This is a genomic window from Pseudomonas sp. EpS/L25, assembly GCF_001512295.1.
GTDB lineage: Bacteria > Pseudomonadota > Gammaproteobacteria > Pseudomonadales > Pseudomonadaceae > Chryseomonas.
On sequence record NZ_LNUP01000016.1, the window covers coordinates 60,161 to 77,862 of the forward strand.

The window sequence follows — 17,702 nt, forward strand, 5'->3', positions numbered from 1 at the left end:
CGCGTCATCCCAAGGAGAGTCCATGTTTCGCCGTCTTCTGCCGCTGCTCGCCGCCGGCCTGCTGGCCGTTTCCCCCCTCGCCACCCAGGCCGCCACCACCTATCCGCTGACCGTGCACAACTGCGGCCGCGACCTGGTCTTCGAGCGCGCGCCCCAGCGCCTGGTCAGCCTCGGCCAGGCCAGTACCGAGTTGCTGCTGCGCCTGGGCGTGGGCCCGCGCCTGGTGGGTACCGGGGTCTGGTTCGGCGCCCTGCCGAAGGATCTGCAGGCGGCGGGCAAGGGCATTCCGCGGCTGGCCGACAACGCCCCCAGCTTCGAGGCGGTGGTCGGCACCCGGCCGGACCTGGTGGCAGCCCAGTACACCTATCACGTCGGTCCGGGCGGCGAGGTGGCGGACTTTTCGCGCTTCGCCAAGCTGGGCATCGCCGCCTACGTGGCGCCCAGCGATTGCGAAGGCAAGGCGGTCACCGCCGACTCCAACAGTGACGGCAGCCGTAGCGCCCCCTTCGACATGAATCTAGTGACCCGCGAGGCGCACGAGCTGGCCGCCATCCTCGATGTGCAGCCGGCCGGCGAGCGCCTGGTCGCCGAACTGGACCGCCGCATCGCCGCCGCCGGCGGGCAGGCCAAGGCCGCCGGGGTACAGGGGCGTTCGGTGTTGTTCTGGTTCTCCAGTCCGCGTCTGGAGGGCGATCCCTGGGTCGCCGGCAACCTCGGTGCGCCGGCCTGGATCGCCCGTGCCCTGGGTTTGCGCAATGTGGTCGACAGCGCCGAGGAATGGCCGGCGGTGAGCTGGGAGCGTATTGCCGCCCTGGACCCGGACTACATCGTGGTGGCGCGCATGGACCGCCGTCTCTATCCTGCCGATGACGTCGACAAGAAGCTGGCCTTCCTGCGCAGTGACCCCCTGACCCGCGAATTGCGCGCGGTGCGCGAGAATCACCTGCTGGTGGTGGACGCCCCGACCCTCAATCCCTCGCTGCGGGTGGTGGACGGCGTCGAAGCCCTGGCCGCCGACCTGGCCAAGCCGCAACCATGAGTCTGCCCCTGGCGGCCGAAGGCGCCCGGCCCTGGCGTTGGCTGCTGGGCCTGGCCGCGGTGCTGGCGTTGGCGGCGAGCGTGGTGCTGGCGGCCTCCTTCGGCGAGATGCCCATCGCGCCCCTGACCAGCCTGCAGGCCATCGCCAACGGTCTCGGCCTGGGGCCCTATCCGGTGGAGCGCATCGTCCAGGGCATCGTCTGGGAGTACCGCCTCAGCCGCGCCCTGGTGGCCGCCTGCTGCGGCGCCGGCCTGGCGGTCTCCGGCGCCATCCTCCAGGCGCTGCTGCGCAACGCCCTGGCCGAACCCTATGTGCTGGGCCTGTCGGCTGGCGCCTCCACCGGCGCGGTGCTGGTGATGCTGCTGGGCGTCGGCGGCGGGGTGCTCGGGGTCTCCCTGGGGGCCTTTCTCGGCGCGGTGCTGGCCTTCGCCGTGGTGCTGCCCTTCCTGGGCAGCGGCGGCAGCACCCGTATCATCCTCGCCGGGGTGGCCGCCTCCCAGCTGTTCAATGCCCTGACCGCCTATATCGTCGCCACCGCGGCCAATGCCGAGCAGGCGCGCAGCGTGATGTTCTGGCTGCTCGGCAGCCTTGCCGGGGTACGCTGGCCGGATGTCTGGCTGGCCGGCGCCGTGGTCCTGGGCGGTCTGCTGGTGTGCCTGGCCTGCGCCCGGGCGCTGGATGCCTTCGCCTTTGGCGAAGACGCCGCCGCCAGCCTCGGCGTGGCGGTGGGGCCGCTGCGCCTGCTGCTGCTGGCGGTCACCGGCCTGATTACCGCCTGCCTGGTCAGCCTGGTGGGCGCGGTGGGCTTCGTCGGCCTGGTGATCCCCCATGTGGCGCGTTTCCTGGTCGGTCCGGGACATGGCCGGCTGCTGCCCACCTGCGCGCTGATCGGCGCCCTGTTCATGGTGCTGGCCGACATCGTCGCCCGTACCCTGGTGGCCAAGCAGACCCTGCCCATCGGCGTGGTCACCGCCCTGGTGGGCGCGCCGGCTTTCGCCTTCATCCTCTATCGCGCACGGGAAGTCCGATGAGCCTGGCCGCGCGGGACGTGGCCTGGAGCGCGGGCGGTCAGCCGATCCTGCGCGGGGTAACCCTGCAGGTGCCACCCGGCGGGGTGCTCGGTCTACTTGGCCCCAACGGCTCGGGCAAGTCCAGCCTGTTGCGGCTGTTGGCCGGACTGCGGCGGCCGGAGGAGGGCTCGGTCAGTCTCGACGAGACGCCGCTGCCTGACTTGCGCCGCCGCGACCTGGCGCGCCGCGTCGCCCTGGTGGAGCAACAGGCCGGTACCGAGGCCGATCTTTCTGTGGCCGAGGTGGTGCGCCTGGGGCGCACGCCCCATCGTGGCCTGCTCGATGCCTGGAGCTCCCGCGACGCCGAGGTCTGCCAGCGCGCCCTGGCCCAGGTCGGCCTGGTCGACAAGGCCGGCCGCCGCTGGCACAGCCTCTCCGGCGGCGAACGCCAGCGCGCCCAGATCGCCCGCGCCCTGGCCCAGGAGCCCAGCGAGCTCCTGCTGGACGAACCCACCAACCACCTCGATATCCAGCACCAGTTGGAGATCCTCGATATGGTCCGCCGCCTGCCGGCGACCTGCGTGCTGGCCATCCACGACCTCAACCTGGCCGCGCTGTTCTGCGACCGCCTGGTGGTGCTCCAGGATGGCCGCCTGGTCGCCGAAGGTACCCCGGGCGAGGTGCTGACGGCAGAGCTGATCCAGCAGGTCTGGGGGGTGCGGGCGCAGGTGACACTGGACGAAGACTCCGCGCGTCCGATAGTCCGCTACGTGCTCGCGTCCGGTGTGGGTCGATAGCACCGTTCAAATCGGCCATCGACCTCCCGGCGCTTCGTTTCGAACAGGCGTGATTCGTGAATGACTTGGTGCCAGCTGCTACAGCCGTAGCGCCTGGGCATCTGCTCGGGGTGATGCTGGACGATCCACTGTCCCGCTGCCGCTACCGATGTCCAGCCCTCTACGGCCAGCACTTGCGCGGCAGTGCGTAGCGCCTGCACACAGCCGGCGTATGGCCAAACCACTTGGCCATTGGGCGCAAGGCCATCCACGATCAGGTCGTGGGCTGCTTCGCTATTGACGAAGTCAGCCAGCTTGCTTCTGGCTTCATCCATGCCTTTGGCCCAGCCCTTGAGCTGTTCCAGATGACGGTCGACCAAGGCATCGGCCTCGGTAAGGGCTGCGCAGGCCTGCTGGCAACCGGTCAGGCTCCAGAGGTCGTGCCGTTCCAGAAAGTGATGCACCAGGGTGTTTCTCAACTGCACCAGCGCCTTCAGGTCCTCCCGGAGCCTTTGATGTTCCGTGGCCGAGAGGCTCAGCTGAACACTCATGCTCATCGAGAAAGCGCTTTCCGACGCCAGCTCAGGCGCTGGGCAGACTGTACCCTCGGTCACCAGGTAATTGCCCAGTAACTGATTCATCAGTTGGCCAAGGGTCTGGCTGGCAACGCTTGCTACCCGGTTAGCGCGGATGGATTCGAGTTCAGGCACTGGTCCGGCCAGTTGCTGGTTTACCACCATCGCCTTTAGCAGTCGCTCGTATTGCTGCAATCGCAACATACAGCGGCCGAGTAGGCGCTGAACTTCACGCTGCTGTTCCGGCAACTCGGCATCGTGCGCCAAGGGTCAGGGGCTCCAGCTGGACTGGTCGCGCGGCAGGCGGCCATCAGGGTCCACAACCCGCAGCGACTGGCCCTCGCCAAACAGATCCGGATAGAGCACGACATTCGTCCCACCCGGATGCACCAGGCTGGGAAACAGGATGCCGCAGTGCCCCTGGGCTCTGACCAGATCGGCCAGCACCCAGGTCGGTGGCTCTATGTGCTGTTCGAAGCGCAGGTGGCGCCAGTCTTCGCGCCAGTCGTGCCACAGATCATCCCAGTCAGGGCCCTGTCGCAGCAGCCGTAGATCGACGAGAGCGCTCAGACTGGCGCTGTAGGTGCAGAGGGTCGCGGGAGGGAGAAAGGCTGAGGTCTGTTGGTACTCACGGAGCGCCGTCAGTTCATCGAGCGAAAGGTAGAGTGCCGCGATGCCCTCGCGATTGAAGCGGCCACCACGCAAGGCGGCGCCAGCGCCACTCAGCGGCTGGCTGGCCCAGCATGGTGTGTGGGCGCGGAATAGCGGTGTTGCCGGCGGCAGCTCGGCCAGGATCATCCCACGAAGCCCGCGCTGACGGACTCCAGATAACCGATGGCGTCTTCGGTGCGGCCATCCTGTACCAATTGCAACAGCGTCCGATGGCGGAACGCCGGGATAGGTTCGTTCTTGACCAGGAACACGGCGCGCTGCGGGTCGGGTTGAATGACCGTGGCCGCCGAGATGACGCGCATCAGGTCACGCAGTGCCGTTTGCAGCTTGGGCGACTCAGGATGGGTACGCAAGGTGTTGCGATGCACGCGGGCCAAATCCGCCAGATCCTGCTGCTGCAAATCCAGCAGCTTGGCGACTCCGCTGGCGGAGAACCGCGAAGTGCCCGGCTCACGTGCCATTTCGAGCACGGTGGAGAGGGCTGCAGACATGGTGGCCTCCCAGATTTCCATTACGCATTAGGCATTACACATTAGCGCACTTTTATAACAACTAAAACGCACTTTTTACGCATATTTCTCGAGGAAGTGCCTTGTTACGCTTTGCCGGCAATCACGTTCATTTAAGCATTGTTTGTTGCGATTACCGCCCATTCGCTCGATAATCGATCAAAAGCCTGCCGAGGACCGGTCCGATGGACGATAACCGCACCGCTCATGCCACCGGCCTGCCGCCCCTGGCCGCACCGCCGATCATCGCCTCGCCGGCCAAGCGCATCGAAGCCTTCACCGGCGATCCGAATTTCATGACCTCCCTGGCCCGTGGGCTGGCGGTCATCCATGCCTTCCAGGAGCGCAAGCGCCAGCTGACCATCGCCCAGATCAGCCATCGCACCGAGATCCCCCGCGCGGCGGTGCGCCGCTGCCTGCACACCTTGATGAAGCTGGGCTACGTCACCACCGACGGTCGTACCTATTCGCTGCTGCCCAAGGTGCTGACCCTGGGGCATGCCTATCTGTCGTCGACGCCGCTGGCAGTCACCGCCCAGCCGGTGCTCGATCGCTTGAGCGAACAGCTGCACGAAGCCTGCTCCATGGCCACCCTGGAGGGCGACGAGATCCTCTACATCGCTCGCTCGGCGACGCCGCAGCGACTGATCTCGGTGGACCTCAGCGTCGGCAGCCGGCTGCCGGCCTATTGCACTTCCATGGGCCGCATCCTGCTCGCCGCCCTGGACGATGCCGCGCTGCACGACTATCTGGAGCACGCCGACCTGCAGGCCAAGACCAGTCGCACCCTCTACCAGCCGCCGGCGCTCATCGAGTGCCTGGGCCAGGTGCGGCAGCAGGGCTATGTGGTGGTCGATCAGGAGTTGGAGGTGGGGCTGCGATCCCTGGCAGTCCCCTTGAGAGATGCCGCCGGCCAGGTGCTGGCGGCGCTCAACGTCGGCACCCACGCCAGCCGGGTCAGTCGCCAGGAGCTGGAGACGAGATTCCTGCCGGTGCTGCTGGCGGCCAGTGAAGAACTGAGTACCCGGCTGTTCCACTAGCCGGGTACTCGACGGGGCGCGCCTAGCTTAGAAACGCACCGTCAGCCCGGCATTCACCGAGTGGAAGCGGGTGTCCGAGCCGAATTGGCCCTGGTAGGACAGCCCGACGTCGGTCAGCCGGTTCACCCGCAGGGTCGCGCCGACCTCGGTCACGGCGGTGTCGCGCGCCTGGGGCACGCCCTGCACCTCGAAGCTCGGACCTCCGGCGAAGGACTGCACGTTGCGCGGGTCCAGATCACCGTAGGCGCGGCGCCAGCCCAGCGAGCCGTACAGCTGGGTCTCGTGGTTGGCGACCCGGGTGTTGGCCGTGGCGCGCAATCCCAGCGTCGAGAAGAAGGTGTCCTGGGTGTCGCTGGAGATGTCCAGCGCGGCCGGGCCGCCTTTCTCGTGCAGGTCCGCGGCATCGAAGCGCACGTAGGAGAGCCCGGCGAAGGGCTCCAGCACCACCTGGCCGAAGGGGATGCGATAGGCGGCTTCACCCCCGGCCTGCAGGGACTCGGCGTTGCGCTTGCCGGTCAGGCGATCGCTGTAGCTGGCGAAGCCGACGTCGCGCTCGCTCTCCAGGCGATGCCAGGTGTAGCCCAGGTCAGCGCTCAGGCGCAGGGCGTCGATCTGGCCGCCGGTGTAGAGGCCGAGGTGATAGTTGTCGCTGTGGCCGCTGGCGTCACGATCGTCGGCGTCGAAGTTCGAGCGGCTGTAGCCGCCGTAGATGCCGCCGCGCCAATCCTCGGTGAAGCTGCCGTCGGCGCCGATCAGCACGCCACCGGTGTCTTGCCGCAGGCCGCTGGCGCCGTTCTGACCGCCCAGGCGGGTCCAGTTGCCGAAGGGCTGCACCCAGGCCCCGTTTTCCGCCGGTGCGGTGCCGGGCTGGAAGTTGAGCGCCATGGCCGGCATGCGCAGCGAACCCCGGTCCAGTAGGCTGCGTAGACGATTGCCGAGGACGCCGGAGACCACCTGGCTGTTGGCGATCAAGGCGGTCGAGGTACTGGCCTGGTAGTCGCCGGACAACTGGTCGGCCGCCTCACGGGCGCTGGCGGCGTCCAGGATCAGCAGATTGTTGTACAGGCGCAGGGGTTCGCCGCTTTGCGCCAGCTCGCCGAGGGCGCCCGCGGTGTTCCACTGGTTGGGGGTTTCCATCACGGTCTGGAAGATGCCCGGGTTCGTCGGGTTACCCGGATTGCCAGGATTGCCGGGATTACCTGGGTTGCCGGGGTTACCCGGATTACCGGGATTGGTGTTCTTCTGCGCGATGGTCAGATTCAGGTCGGTGTCGGTCTTTTGCAGCGCCACGTCGAGGAAGGCCGAGTTGCTCACCGCCTGGGCATAGACGGTGCCCTGGGCGGCGCCGTCGACCAGACCGCCCTGGGCGCGCAGCAGGGTGTAGCTCTGGCCGTTCTGGTAGCTCTGCGCCGGGTCCAGCGCGGTCACCGCGACCTGGGTGCCGCGCAGGGTGGCGGTGCCGCTGACGTTGATGCGGTCGCCCGTGCCGTTGCCGGCGATGTCCGCGGCATAGCGCGAGCCGGCGGCCATGTCCAGGTTGCCCTGGATGGCCAGGGTGCCGATGGCGCCTTCGCCGGGCGAGAGGGTACCGCCGGAGGCGACCGTGGTGCTGCCCACCTGGCCGTTACCCGCCAGCACGCCACCGTTCAGCACCTGGGCGCTGTTGGTGTAGGTGCCGAATTGCGTGCGACCGACGGTGCCGTTGACCACCAGGGTGCCGTTGCCGACGTTCAGCCGCGAATAGCTCTGGGAGAAGCTGGAAGCGCCGCCCAGGTTGACCTGGTCGACGTTCCCGGCGAGCACCAGGCGGCCGCCGCGTACCACGACGGAGCCAGAGAAACCTGAGAGATCGCCGCTCATCGTGGTGTCCCCGGCGAAGGAGTAGATCCGCCCCTGGCCGCCCACGCTGTTGCCGAACTGCAGGCCGCTGTCGGTGTGGTTGAAGGCCAGGGCGCCGCGACCGGGACCGAAGCGGACGGCGGTCTGGGGGTCCAGTTGCCCGGCGGCCTGGGCGGTACCGGCGGTGACGGAGTCGTAGTCGCTACTGCCATCGTCCACCGTCACGCCGCCACCGATGCTGAGGACGCCGCTCGCGGCAGTGTTGACGCCGGTCAGGGTGCCGATGGTCAGGCCGTTGCCGGCGCTCAGCTGGGCGCCGTTGGACAGCGTCAGCACGGTGCTGGAGCTGGTGGTGCCGAGGGTGAAGTCCTGGGCCACCGCCAGACGCGTGCCCTGGCCGGAGACGTTCACCAGGGTGTTGCGATCGTTGTGCGCCGAGCCCAGCGCCAGGGTGTTGCTGGTCAGCACCGCGCCGTCGCTCAGGCTGAGGTCGTTCTTGCTGGTGAAGGCTCCGCTGTTGTCCCAGCGGCTGCCGTTGCCCGAGAGCTGGGTGACCGAGTCGATGGCGACCTGTTGGCTGTTGATGTGGCCACCGTTGCTGACCGTGATGCGCGAGTCGTACAGCAAGCCGGACCAGCCGGCGTCGACATTGACGGTGTCGAGCAGGGAGTTCTGCCCGTTCACCACCAGCTCCGCGCGCGACAGCGCGTTGCCGGTGTTGCCGTTGCTGCTCAATTGCAGATCTCGCACCGATACCTTGGCACCATTGCTGATGGTGAGAATGCCCCGCCCGCTACTGCCGATCAGGATCGTGTTGCCCAGCACGGCGTTGGTGCGGGGCACGATCCAGCTGGTGCCGGCGCCGTCCACCAGGATGCTGCCCTGGCCGACGTTGGCGGCGGAGTTGCTGGATGGGCTGCTGACCTCGCCGCCCTCGCTGGTCACGGTCGCGCCGTTGTTGATGGTGAGACTGGCGGTGTCGCCGTTGCCCGGCCTGACCACTACCTCGCCATTGACCGTTTGATCACTGCTCCAGGTCTGCTGACCGGTGCTGATGACGGTGTCGGCCGCGTGGGCCGGTGGCAGTAGCGCCAGGGAGATGGCGAAGGCGAGCGGGGATTGTTTGAATAGGGGCTTCATAACGACTCCAGAGACTCCATGGGTGCCACGGTGGTGGCGACCGCTGTCACCACCTCGACCTTTCCTGACCGGCCGGTAGCCAGCGCGGGAAGTATCTGGAGCCGCTCTGCAGCGACGAATAGTACGGGTGTACAGCCAGTGCTTCTGTACTAGTAGCCACGGGCTTCTGTCTGGTTGTGCGCTGTCTTGAGCGTTCGCCATCGGACTGCCAGCTGGGCGTGCCCGGGTCGCGACGAGCGAAGTGGCGCTCGGTCTCTAACGGAGGTGCTGGGAGCGCCTGGCGGCCAATCGCTGCCGCAATCGCCGGGAAGCCTGCTGAATCCCTCGAGACTGACCGGTCAGGTAAAAGTGGTCGATTATCGATTAGCTAGCCGATAATCGAATTGTCAGCGGATTGGTGAGGAGCTTAAGGTCTGGCGAGCGTCGTCTGACGCCATAACAACAACGAGCGCCTCGCCATGACCCAAACCTTCGAATCCGCCACCTTACCCCTGGCCGGCAGTCCCGCGCCGGCCGTGACCGGTACCCTGGACGTCCAGCAATTCATCAATCGCCAGGCACTCTCCAGCTACCAGTGGCGCATCGTCGCCCTGTGCTTTTTGATCGTCTTCCTCGACGGCCTGGATACCGCCGCCATGGGCTTCATCGCCCCGGCGCTGTCGGTGGAGTGGGGCATTCCACGCGCCAGCCTCGGGCCGGTGATGAGCGCCGCCCTCGGCGGCATGGTCTTCGGCGCCCTGTTCTCCGGTCCGCTGGCGGATCGCTTCGGGCGCAAGGGCGTACTGGTGGTCGCCACCTTCATCTTCGGTGGCTTCAGCCTGCTGTCGGCCTTCAGCGCCAACCTCGACCAGTTGGTGATCCTGAGATTCCTCACCGGCCTGGGCCTGGGCGCCGCCATGCCCAACGCCACCACGCTGCTCTCGGAATACACCCCCGAACGACTCAAGTCGCTGCTGGTGACCAGCATGTTCTGCGGCTTCAACCTGGGCATGGCCGGTGGCGGCTTCGTCTCGGCCTGGATGATCCCGGCCCATGGCTGGCACAGCCTGCTGGTGCTGGGCGGCGTGCTGCCCCTGGCCCTGGCCGTGGTGCTGCTGCTCTGGTTGCCGGAGTCGGCGCGCTACCTGGTGGTGCACGGCAAGAGCGCCGAGCGCATCCGTCGGGTGCTGGTGCCCATTGGCCGTGAGGCCGCCGAGGCGCGCCACTTCGTGGTGCCCGAGCAGAAGACGGTCAAGGCCGGCAATGTCTTCGCGGTGATCTTCAACCGCACCTTCAGCGCCGGCACCCTGCTGCTGTGGCTGACCTATTTCATGGGCCTGGTTATCGTCTACCTGCTCACCAGTTGGCTGCCGACGTTGATGCGCGACGCTGGCGCCAGCCTGGAGCAGGCCGCTCTGATCGGCGCGCTGTTCCAGTTCGGTGGGGTGCTCAGCGCGGTGTTCGTCGGCTGGGCCATGGACAGGTTCAATCCGCACAAGGTGATCGGCCTGTTCTATGCCCTGGCCGGCATCTTCGCTTACTGTGTCGGCCAGAGCCTGGGACAGGTCGCCCTGGTCGCCACCCTGGTGCTGGTGGCCGGCATGTGCATCAACGGCGCCCAGTCCGCCATGCCCTCGCTGGCGGCGCGCTACTACCCGACTCATGGCCGCGCCACCGGGGTGTCCTGGATGCTCGGTATCGGCCGCTTCGGCGCCATCACCGGGGCCTGGATGGGCGCGACCCTGCTGGGCCTGGGCTGGACCTTCACCCAGGTACTCACCGCACTGCTCTTGCCGGCGGGTATCGCCGCCCTGGCCGTGCTGATCAAGGGGGTGGTCAGTCACGCCGATGCGACCTGACAGGAGCCGTGGCGGGCGAAGTGCAAGCAGGCTGCCTGTTCAGCAGTCTGTAAGAGTCGCGGCAGATCGTTTCCCTTGATTCCGTACTCAACGAGGATGTGACGCGAAGTCCGCTCGTAGCGCTGAAACCTTATACGCTTGCGCATCTTTGCGTATCAAATCTACAATCTCTCGATAAATGGACTGGGGGTTCCCGGTCGGCGTCATGGCCTCGGTGCGATCACCGGGGCCTTTCGCTTTCTAAAGGCGGATGAATTTTCAAGCCCCAGCCCTCGAAGCCTATGCCCACCTGCATACGGCCACCACTACAGAAGAATTTCCGCTTCAGCAGGTCGAAAGCCCGGTTCGGTTGCTCGGGTTTGACGACCGATAGTCCTATGGGCCGAGCTACCAGATCTGCTAATTGCAGGCCGGAAGAATTGGTCTTCTTGTCGGCGAAGATGATCTCGAAGGGTAGTATTCGGCTGAACCTGTTGTCTCCCGCACACAGGCGTCTGAATTCAAGCTCGAGTTCCGCGTCCTCTCGTCTGCCCCGGCATTCCACCACGACATGCGTCGTTAATGACTGCTCCTGCTTTTCTTCGAGAAATTCGTATAGCGTCTCTAAACAAAAGCCCAGCGCCAAGTGGTAAGGATTGTCGCTCCGCTCGCGTAGGCGATGCTTGTCGATAACGCAAGCGATGAGGATGAAGTTGCTGGTTTCGATGATGTCCGTCAGTTCATCCAGGAAGTGTTCTTTGTGCTGACGACTGTCGAAGCGAAAGCCGCTCTTTTACTTGCGGATGTCGGTTTCATGCAAGACCACGAGATCATGGCCGAAATGTTTGAACTTGAAGGCCTCGATTGACGGCACCACGCGCTGGGCATAGTGGTTCTTGTTGAAGATGCAAAAGGCCAGCGTGAAAACCGGATAGTTCGGGTCGATCCGCTCCAGTCCATGGTCTCCGCTTTCATCTACATAGACGACATATCTGCTGAACAGTTTTTCTGCTCGAACAGGCTCTGCAGCCATGGCAGGTGGCTCTTCGGTGGCTGGGAAAAGCGGTAGTTGGTGAATGTGCAGTCCTGTTTGATCCTGCGTAGGCGCGGTGCGCGTATCCATCGTCATGGGTTTGACTGCATGAGGTAGACGGGATGGAAAAGATACCGCCGTGACAGGGCATGGCGCCACAGTCGCACGATTCTTTCGAAACTATGAAGTGATGTCGTATTGAAGACCTTGAGCGACGCGCCATAATTTCATGTCGACGATTAAACTTGGGTACAGGTCGCTCGATCGATCGGTGGGCTAGTCGAGGTTGATGCGCGTTAGTTCATGAGGCACCAGGTACCTTCGTGGTGGTAAAGGATGGGTGAAAGACCCAATCCTGACAAAGCGCTGCGGTGCTCCAGCAGAGTTTGGGTGGCTCTCGTTTGCCGCGTGATCAGGCATTGTCACGGTTCATCCCCAGGCGACCGGTTTCGGCGTAGCATTCACGCCTTTTCCCAGTATCGATCCGAGCATGAACACCTCCACCCTCGCCATCCTCACCGACCTCCTGACCGCCGCCTTGGCCAATCCGCCACCGGAGGCGCGCCGGCTGATCCATGGCCGCGGCCGCCTGCGGCCAGGGCTGGAGCAGCTCACCGTCGACTGGCTGGAAGGGGTGGTGCGGGTCTGCCTGTTTCGCGAATTGCCGGCAGACGAGCTGGAGGCCCTGCGCGATACCCTGAGGTCGCTGGCGGATGCGCCGGCCTGGAGCGCCAGTGGTGCGCGCAGCCTGCTCTTGCAGCACCGCTATCGCCTGGACGCCGCCAGCGAGGCGCTGATCGGCGCGCCGGTGGGCGAGCATGTCATCCATGAGGACGGCCTGAAGTTCGGCCTGGACCTCACCCGGCACCAGAACATGGGGCTGTTCCTCGACATGCGCCTGGGCCGCCGCTGGGTACGCGAACAGGCCGCCGGCCTGCGAATCCTCAATCTCTTCGCCTACACCTGCGGCTTCTCGGTGGCCGCCCTGGCCGGTGGCGCGGCCCAGGTGGTCAATCTGGACATGGCCCGCGGGGCCCTGACCCGCGGCCGCGAGAATCACCGGCTCAATGGCCACGACCTCGGCAAGGTCGCCTTTCTCGGCCACGAGCTGTTCAAGTCCTGGGGCAAGGTGCGCAAGCTAGGGCCCTACGACCTGGTGATCGTCGATCCGCCCAGCTTCCAGCAGGGCAGCTTCGCCCTGACCAAGGACTACGCGCGCATCCTGCGCCGACTGCCGGAACTGCTAACCCCCGGTGGCCGGGTGCTGGGCTGTGTCAACGACCCTGGCGTGGGGGCGGACTTCCTCATCGCCGGCATGGCCCAGGAAGCGCCCGGACTGGCCTTCGTCGAGCGCCTGACCAACCCGCCGGAATTCGCCGACGAAGACCCCGAAGGCGGGCTCAAGGTGCTGGTGTTCCGGCAAGGCTGAGCTGGCCCGAACGTCAGTCGCGCTTCGGCAAGCGCCGATAGAGCTGCTCGACCTTTTCCCGTGCCCAGGGCGTGCGGCGCAGGAAGGTCAGGCTGGATTTGAGGCTGGGCTCATGGGTGAAGCAGCGCAGCGGGATGCGGCGACCGAGTTCTTCCCAGCCGTGATGCTCCACCAGACGGGTGAGCAGGGCTTCGAGGGTGATGCCTTCGAGGGCGGGGCGGGATTTGTCGGACATCGGTCGGGCTCCTGGCTAGGGCAGGGCAGTGTAGCCGGTGCGCCGGCTGACCGCGTACCGGCCGGGTCGATAGTCTGCTGAGCAATCTTGTTCGATAATCGAACTGTTAGTCGATTATCGGATTGTTTGTGCCGATGGGGCTTTGTAGTCTGATCCCAGACCGCCGCACCGGGCGGCGCCGATAACAAAGACGCGAGTCGACAATCCATGGCCCAGATCCTGTCCCTGAGCGAAGCCATCCAGCGCTTCGTCCACGATGGCGAGACCGTCGCCCTCGAAGGCTTCACCCATCTCATCCCGACCGCCGCCGCCCACGAGTTGATCCGCCAGAACCGGCGCGACCTGACCCTGGTGCGCATGACGCCCGACCTGGTCTACGACCTGCTGATCGGCGCCGGCTGCGCCAAGCGGCTGATCTTCTCCTGGGGTGGCAATCCCGGCGTCGGCTCCCTGCACCGCCTGCGCGATGCGGTGGAGAAGGGCTGGCCGCATAAGCTCGACATCTCCGAGCACAGCCACGCGGCCCTGGCCAATGCCTATGTCGCCGGCGCCTCCAACCTGCCGTTCGCCGTGCTGCGCGGCTACCAGGGCTCGGACCTGGTCAAGGTCAACCCGGACATCAAGTTCATCGCCTGCCCCTTCACCGGCGAGCAGCTCGCCGCGGTGCCCAGCGTGCGCCCGGACGTCACCGTCATCCACGCGCAGAAGGCCGACCGCCAGGGCAACGTGCTGATCCAGGGCATCCTTGGCGTGCAGAAGGAGGCGGCCCTGGCCGCCCAGCGCTGCATCGTCACCGTGGAAGAGATCGTCGACGACCTCCAGGCACCGATGAACGCCTGCGTGCTGCCGACCTGGGCGCTGGCCGCGGTCTGCGTGGTGCCGGGCGGGGCGCATCCGTCCTATGCCCACGGCTACTACGAGCGGGACAACCGTTTCTACCAGGCCTGGGACCCGATCGCCCGCGACCGCGAGACCTTCACCCAGTGGATCGACACCTACATCCGCGGTACCGCGGACTTCGCCGCCTTCCAGGCGAAGCTGGCTGCGGAGGCCTGAATGATGAGCGACTTCACCACCAATGAAATGATGACCGTGGCCGCCGCCCGCCGCCTCGGCAATGGCAGCGTCTGCTTCGTCGGCATCGGCCTGCCGTCCACCGCCGCGAACCTGGCGCGCCTGACCCATGCGCCGGACGTGGTGCTGATCTACGAATCCGGCCCCATCGGCGCCAAGCCGACGGTGCTGCCACTGTCCATCGGCGACGGCGAACTGGCCGAGACCGCCGACACCGTGGTGCCCACCGGCGAGATCTTCCGCTACTGGCTGCAGGGCGGACGCATCGACGTCGGCTTTTTGGGCGCGGCCCAGGTCGACCGCTTCGGCAACATCAACACCACGGTGATCGGCGACTACCACCAGCCCAAGGTGCGCCTGCCGGGCGCCGGCGGCGCGCCGGAGATCGCCGGCTCGGCCAAGGAGGTGCTGATCATCCTCAAGCAGTCGCACCGCAGCTTCGTCGACAAGCTGGCCTTCATCACCTCGGTGGGCTTCGGCGAGGGCGGCGATCACCGCCAGCAACTGGGCCTGCCGGGCAAGGGCCCGACCGCCATCATCACCGACCTGTGCATCATGGAGCCGGAAGCCGGCACGAACGAATTCGTGGTGACCGCCCTGCATCCCGGGGTGACCCGCGAGCAGGTGGTGGCCGCCACCGGCTGGGCCATCCGCTTCGCCGACCAGGTCGCCACTACCGCGGCGCCGACTGCCACCGAGCTCGAGGCCCTACGCGATCTGCAGGCGCGGACCACGGCGGCCCATGGCGGCCAGAAGGGAGGTGAGGAATGAGTCGCGCCGTCTATATCTGCGATGCCGTCCGCACCCCCATCGGTCGGCTCAATGGCGGGCTGTCCGCCGTGCGCGCCGACGACCTGGCGGCCATCCCGCTCAAGGCGCTGCAGGAGCGTAATCCCCAGGTGGACTGGTCCGCCGTGGACGAGGTGTTCATGGGCTGCGCCAACCAGGCCGGTGAAGACAATCGCAACGTGGCGCGCATGGCGGTGCTGCTGTCGGGATTGCCGGAAACGGTGCCGGGCGTGACCCTCAATCGCCTCTGCGCCTCGGGCATGGAGGCGGTGGGCCAGGCCTACCGCGCCATCGCCCTGGGCGAGATGGAGCTGGTGATCGCCGCCGGGGTGGAGTCCATGACCCGCGCGCCCTATGTGATGGGCAAGGCCGACAGCGCCTTCGGGCGCGGCCAGAAGCTGGAAGACACCACCCTGGGCTGGCGCTTCGTCAATCCAGCGCTGAAGGAAGCCTATGGCGTCGACAGCATGCCGGTCACCGGCGACAACGTCGCCGCCGACTATGGCGTCAGCCGCGCCGACCAGGACGCCTTCGGCCTGCGCAGCCAGCAACGCGCCGCCGCGGCCCAGGAATCCGGCTACTACGCCGAGGAAATCGTCCCGGTGACCATCAAGGGCAAGAAGGGCGACGTGGTGGTGGCGCAGGACGAGCATCCGCGTCCGGACACCACCGCCGAGGGCCTGGCCAAGCTCAAGCCGGTCAACGGCCCGGATAAGACCGTGACCGCCGGCAACGCCTCGGGCCTCAACGACGGCGCCTCGGCCATCATCCTGGCTTCGGCGGAAGCCGTGAAGCAGCACGGCCTGACCCCGCGCGCCAAGGTGCTGGGCATGGCCAGCGGCGGGGTAGCGCCGCGCATCATGGGCGTCGGTCCGACCCCGGCGGTGCGCAAGCTGCTCAAACAGCTGGACCTGTCCATCGAGGCCTTCGACGTCATCGAACTCAACGAAGCCTTCGCTGCCCAGGGCCTGGCGGTGCTACGCGAGCTGGGCGTGGCCGACGACAGTCCCAAGGTCAATCCCAACGGCGGCGCCATCGCCCTGGGTCATCCCCTGGGCATGAGCGGCAACCGCCTGGTGCTCACCGCGGTGCACCACCTGGAGAAGACCGGGGGCCGCCTGGGGCTCGCCACCATGTGCGTGGGCGTCGGCCAGGGGCTGGCGCTGGCGGTGGAGCGGGTGGAGTCGATCTAGGTTTTTGCATTGGCTATCGCGGCCATGGGCCGCTCCTACAGGGCCTGATGCCTTTGTAGGAGCGGCCCATGGCCGCGATGACCAGAGTCGATCGTAGAGTCCTTGCTTGAGCAATCACCGAAATTTCCAACCACCCCATGCCCACATCTCTCTGTAACCGCGTGTGTCTCTCCTGGTCCGATGGCGGTAGGCTGTCTCCCGTCCATCCATACCTATAACTAAGGATCTCCATGAGCACTCGCCCGCATTACAGCTTCGAGGAGCGCAAGAAGCGCATCTTCGCCATCGTCGGCGCCTCGTCCGGCAACCTGGTGGAATGGTTCGACTTCTACGTCTACGCCTTCTGCTCCATCTACTTCGCCGCCGCCTTCTTCCCGAAGAGCGATCCCACCGTGCAGCTGCTCAGCACCGCCGGTGTCTTCGCCGCGGGCTTCCTGATGCGGCCCCTCGGCGGCTGGATCTTCGGGCGCGTCGCCGACAAGTACGGGCGGCGCACCTCCATGGTCATCTCCATCCTGATGATGGGCGCCGGCTCCCTGGCCATCGCCTGCCTGCCCACCTATGCCAGCATCGGCGTCGCGGCGCCGGCCCTGCTGCTGCTCGCGCGACTGTTGCAGGGCATCTCGGTAGGCGGTGAATACGGCACCACCGCCACCTACATGAGCGAGGTGGCGCTGCGCGGCCAGCGCGGCTTCTTCGCCTCCTTCCAGTACGTCACCCTGATCGGCGGTCAGTTGCTGGCAGTGCTGGTGGTGGTGATCCTGCAACAGGTGCTCAGCGACGCAGAGCTGCGCGCCTGGGGCTGGCGGATTCCCTTCCTGGTCGGCGCCGTCGCCGCGGTGATCTCGCTGTTCCTGCGCCGCTCGCTGGAAGAGACCACCACCGCCGAGAGCCGCGCCAACAAGGAAGCCGGTACCCTGAGCGGCCTGTTCAAGCATCACAAGGCGGCCTTCTTCACCGTGCTCGGCTACACCGCCGGCGGCTCGCTGATCTTCTATACCTTCACCACCTACATGCAGAAGTACCTGGTCAACACCAGTGGCATGGACGCCAAGACCGCCAGTGCCGTGATGACCTGCGCCCTGCTGGTGTTCATGCTGATGCAGCCGCTGTTCGGCATGCTCTCCGATCGCATCGGCCGCCGTGCCTCCATGCTGCTGTTCGGCGGCCTGGGCGCGGTCTGCACCTGGCCGATCCTCACGGCGCTGGCCAGTGTCCAGAGTCCCTTCGTGGCCTTCCTGCTGATCTGCCTGGCCATGGCCATCATCAGCCTCTACACCTCCATCAGTGGCCTGGTGAAGGCGGAGATGTTCCCGCCGCAGGTGCGCGCCCTGGGCGTGGGCCTGTCCTATGCGGTGGCCAATGCGGTCTTTGGCGGTTCGGCGGAATTCGTCGCCCTGAGCTTCAAGACCCAGGGGCACGAAGAGGTGTTCTACATCTACGTCTCGGTGATGCTGGCGGTGGCCTTCCTGGTCAGCCTGCGGCTGCCGCGGCAGGCAGCCTACCTGCACCACGACCACTAAAAAGGAGTC

Annotated in this window: 15 protein-coding genes and 1 pseudogene; 10 read left to right on the top strand and 6 right to left on the bottom strand. The window is 66.3% G+C overall.

Translation table 11 applies throughout. From position 1 onward, the window contains the following. Nucleotides 1-22 precede the first annotated feature (22 nt). Genes AR540_RS20800 through AR540_RS20810 form a run of 3 tightly spaced genes read left to right on the top strand, consistent with a single transcriptional unit; the run spans nt 23 to nt 2,846 of the window. Nucleotides 23-1,039, top strand: a complete 1,017-nt coding sequence (locus tag AR540_RS20800; RefSeq protein WP_059231729.1) for an ABC transporter substrate-binding protein — start codon at nt 23-25, stop codon at nt 1,037-1,039. Further along, nucleotides 1,036-2,070, top strand: a complete 1,035-nt coding sequence (locus AR540_RS20805) for a FecCD family ABC transporter permease (protein WP_059231731.1) — start codon at nt 1,036-1,038, stop codon at nt 2,068-2,070. Before AR540_RS20800 ends, AR540_RS20805 begins: the two co-directional genes overlap by 4 nt. After that, nucleotides 2,067-2,846 carry an ABC transporter ATP-binding protein gene (locus AR540_RS20810; RefSeq protein ID WP_059231733.1) on the top strand — a complete coding sequence of 260 codons (780 nt, stop codon included), beginning with the start codon at nt 2,067-2,069 and terminating at the stop codon, nt 2,844-2,846. Before AR540_RS20805 ends, AR540_RS20810 begins: the two co-directional genes overlap by 4 nt. Here AR540_RS20810 and AR540_RS20815 read toward each other — a convergent pair. From AR540_RS20815 to AR540_RS20825, 3 genes are read right to left on the bottom strand one after another with little or no spacing between them, the layout of a single operon-like run. Beyond that, nucleotides 2,816-3,667: an OST-HTH/LOTUS domain-containing protein gene (locus AR540_RS20815; RefSeq protein ID WP_236712107.1), complete on the bottom strand. Its 852-nt coding sequence runs from the start codon at nt 3,665-3,667 to the stop codon at nt 2,816-2,818. The two genes, AR540_RS20810 and AR540_RS20815, sit on opposite strands and share 31 nt — an antisense overlap. Nucleotides 3,668-3,670: 3 nt before the next feature. Continuing rightward, nucleotides 3,671-4,198, bottom strand: coding sequence for an RES family NAD+ phosphorylase (locus tag AR540_RS20820; RefSeq protein ID WP_059231736.1), 528 nt, complete (start codon nt 4,196-4,198; stop codon nt 3,671-3,673). Continuing rightward, on the bottom strand, nt 4,195-4,563 hold the full coding sequence (locus tag AR540_RS20825; RefSeq protein WP_059232039.1) for a hypothetical protein: 369 nt from the start codon (nt 4,561-4,563) through the stop codon (nt 4,195-4,197). Before AR540_RS20825 ends, AR540_RS20820 begins: the two co-directional genes overlap by 4 nt. Nucleotides 4,564-4,766: 203 nt before the next feature. Here AR540_RS20825 and AR540_RS20830 point away from each other — a divergent pair, with 203 nt between their 5' ends. Then, a complete protein-coding gene (locus AR540_RS20830) occupies nt 4,767-5,621 on the top strand; it encodes an IclR family transcriptional regulator domain-containing protein (protein ID WP_059231738.1) in 855 nt (284 codons plus the stop codon). 27 nt (nt 5,622-5,648) lie between these two features. On the opposite strand, the gene AR540_RS20835 is transcribed toward AR540_RS20830, so the two are convergent. Beyond that, on the bottom strand, nt 5,649-8,600 hold the full coding sequence (locus tag AR540_RS20835; RefSeq protein ID WP_082707077.1) for an autotransporter outer membrane beta-barrel domain-containing protein: 2,952 nt from the start codon (nt 8,598-8,600) through the stop codon (nt 5,649-5,651). A gap of 458 nt (nt 8,601-9,058) precedes the next feature. Here AR540_RS20835 and AR540_RS20840 point away from each other — a divergent pair, with 458 nt between their 5' ends. Further along, the gene (locus AR540_RS20840; protein ID WP_236712108.1) at nt 9,059-10,438 is read left to right on the top strand and encodes an MFS transporter; all 1,380 of its coding nucleotides are present in this window, start codon (nt 9,059-9,061) and stop codon (nt 10,436-10,438) included. A 220-nt stretch (nt 10,439-10,658) separates the two neighbouring features. Here the strand turns inward: AR540_RS20840 and AR540_RS26695 are convergent. Next, nucleotides 10,659-11,546 (bottom strand): annotated as a pseudogene (locus AR540_RS26695) (DUF3800 domain-containing protein). Between the two features lie 394 nt (nt 11,547-11,940). Between AR540_RS26695 and AR540_RS20850 the strand changes: the two are divergent. Further along, on the top strand, nt 11,941-12,879 hold the full coding sequence (locus tag AR540_RS20850) for a class I SAM-dependent methyltransferase (protein WP_059231739.1): 939 nt from the start codon (nt 11,941-11,943) through the stop codon (nt 12,877-12,879). A 13-nt stretch (nt 12,880-12,892) separates the two neighbouring features. Here the strand turns inward: AR540_RS20850 and AR540_RS20855 are convergent, their stop codons facing one another. Then, on the bottom strand, nt 12,893-13,114 hold the full coding sequence (locus AR540_RS20855; protein ID WP_059231741.1) for a VF530 family DNA-binding protein: 222 nt from the start codon (nt 13,112-13,114) through the stop codon (nt 12,893-12,895). A 207-nt stretch (nt 13,115-13,321) separates the two neighbouring features. Here AR540_RS20855 and AR540_RS20860 point away from each other — a divergent pair, with 207 nt between their 5' ends. The 4 genes from AR540_RS20860 to AR540_RS20875 all read left to right on the top strand — a co-directional run bounded on the left by AR540_RS20860 (nt 13,322) and on the right by AR540_RS20875 (nt 17,693). Next, nucleotides 13,322-14,170, top strand: a complete 849-nt coding sequence (locus tag AR540_RS20860) for a CoA transferase subunit A (RefSeq protein WP_059231743.1) — start codon at nt 13,322-13,324, stop codon at nt 14,168-14,170. Between the two features lie 3 nt (nt 14,171-14,173). Further along, the gene (locus AR540_RS20865) at nt 14,174-14,959 is read left to right on the top strand and encodes a CoA-transferase subunit beta (protein WP_059232045.1); all 786 of its coding nucleotides are present in this window, start codon (nt 14,174-14,176) and stop codon (nt 14,957-14,959) included. Beyond that, a complete protein-coding gene (gene pcaF, locus AR540_RS20870; protein ID WP_059231744.1) occupies nt 14,956-16,170 on the top strand; it encodes a 3-oxoadipyl-CoA thiolase in 1,215 nt (404 codons plus the stop codon). The genes AR540_RS20865 and pcaF overlap by 4 nt, the downstream gene beginning before the upstream one ends. 230 nt (nt 16,171-16,400) lie before the next feature. After that, nucleotides 16,401-17,693, top strand: a complete 1,293-nt coding sequence (locus AR540_RS20875; protein WP_059231746.1) for an MFS family transporter — start codon at nt 16,401-16,403, stop codon at nt 17,691-17,693. The last annotated feature ends 9 nt before the right edge of the window (nt 17,694-17,702 follow it).

Bases quoted from the DNA above. Each gene is read 5' to 3' on its own strand.
- AR540_RS20875 (WP_059231746.1), top strand. From the start codon at position 16,401: ATGAGCACTCGCCCGCATTACAGCTTCGAGGAGCGCAAGAAGCGCATC.
- AR540_RS20825 (WP_059232039.1), bottom strand. From the start codon at position 4,563: ATGTCTGCAGCCCTCTCCACCGTGCTCGAAATGGCACGTGAGCCGGGC.
- AR540_RS20820 (WP_059231736.1), bottom strand. From the start codon at position 4,198: ATGATCCTGGCCGAGCTGCCGCCGGCAACACCGCTATTCCGCGCCCAC.
- AR540_RS20800 (WP_059231729.1), top strand. From the start codon at position 23: ATGTTTCGCCGTCTTCTGCCGCTGCTCGCCGCCGGCCTGCTGGCCGTT.
- AR540_RS20860 (WP_059231743.1), top strand. From the start codon at position 13,322: ATGGCCCAGATCCTGTCCCTGAGCGAAGCCATCCAGCGCTTCGTCCAC.
- AR540_RS20855 (WP_059231741.1), bottom strand. From the start codon at position 13,114: ATGTCCGACAAATCCCGCCCCGCCCTCGAAGGCATCACCCTCGAAGCC.
- AR540_RS20840 (WP_236712108.1), top strand. From the start codon at position 9,059: ATGACCCAAACCTTCGAATCCGCCACCTTACCCCTGGCCGGCAGTCCC.
- AR540_RS20830 (WP_059231738.1), top strand. From the start codon at position 4,767: ATGGACGATAACCGCACCGCTCATGCCACCGGCCTGCCGCCCCTGGCC.
- AR540_RS20805 (WP_059231731.1), top strand. From the start codon at position 1,036: ATGAGTCTGCCCCTGGCGGCCGAAGGCGCCCGGCCCTGGCGTTGGCTG.
- pcaF (WP_059231744.1), top strand. From the start codon at position 14,956: ATGAGTCGCGCCGTCTATATCTGCGATGCCGTCCGCACCCCCATCGGT.
- AR540_RS20810 (WP_059231733.1), top strand. From the start codon at position 2,067: ATGAGCCTGGCCGCGCGGGACGTGGCCTGGAGCGCGGGCGGTCAGCCG.
- AR540_RS20850 (WP_059231739.1), top strand. From the start codon at position 11,941: ATGAACACCTCCACCCTCGCCATCCTCACCGACCTCCTGACCGCCGCC.
- AR540_RS20835 (WP_082707077.1), bottom strand. From the start codon at position 8,600: ATGAAGCCCCTATTCAAACAATCCCCGCTCGCCTTCGCCATCTCCCTG.
- AR540_RS20865 (WP_059232045.1), top strand. From the start codon at position 14,174: ATGAGCGACTTCACCACCAATGAAATGATGACCGTGGCCGCCGCCCGC.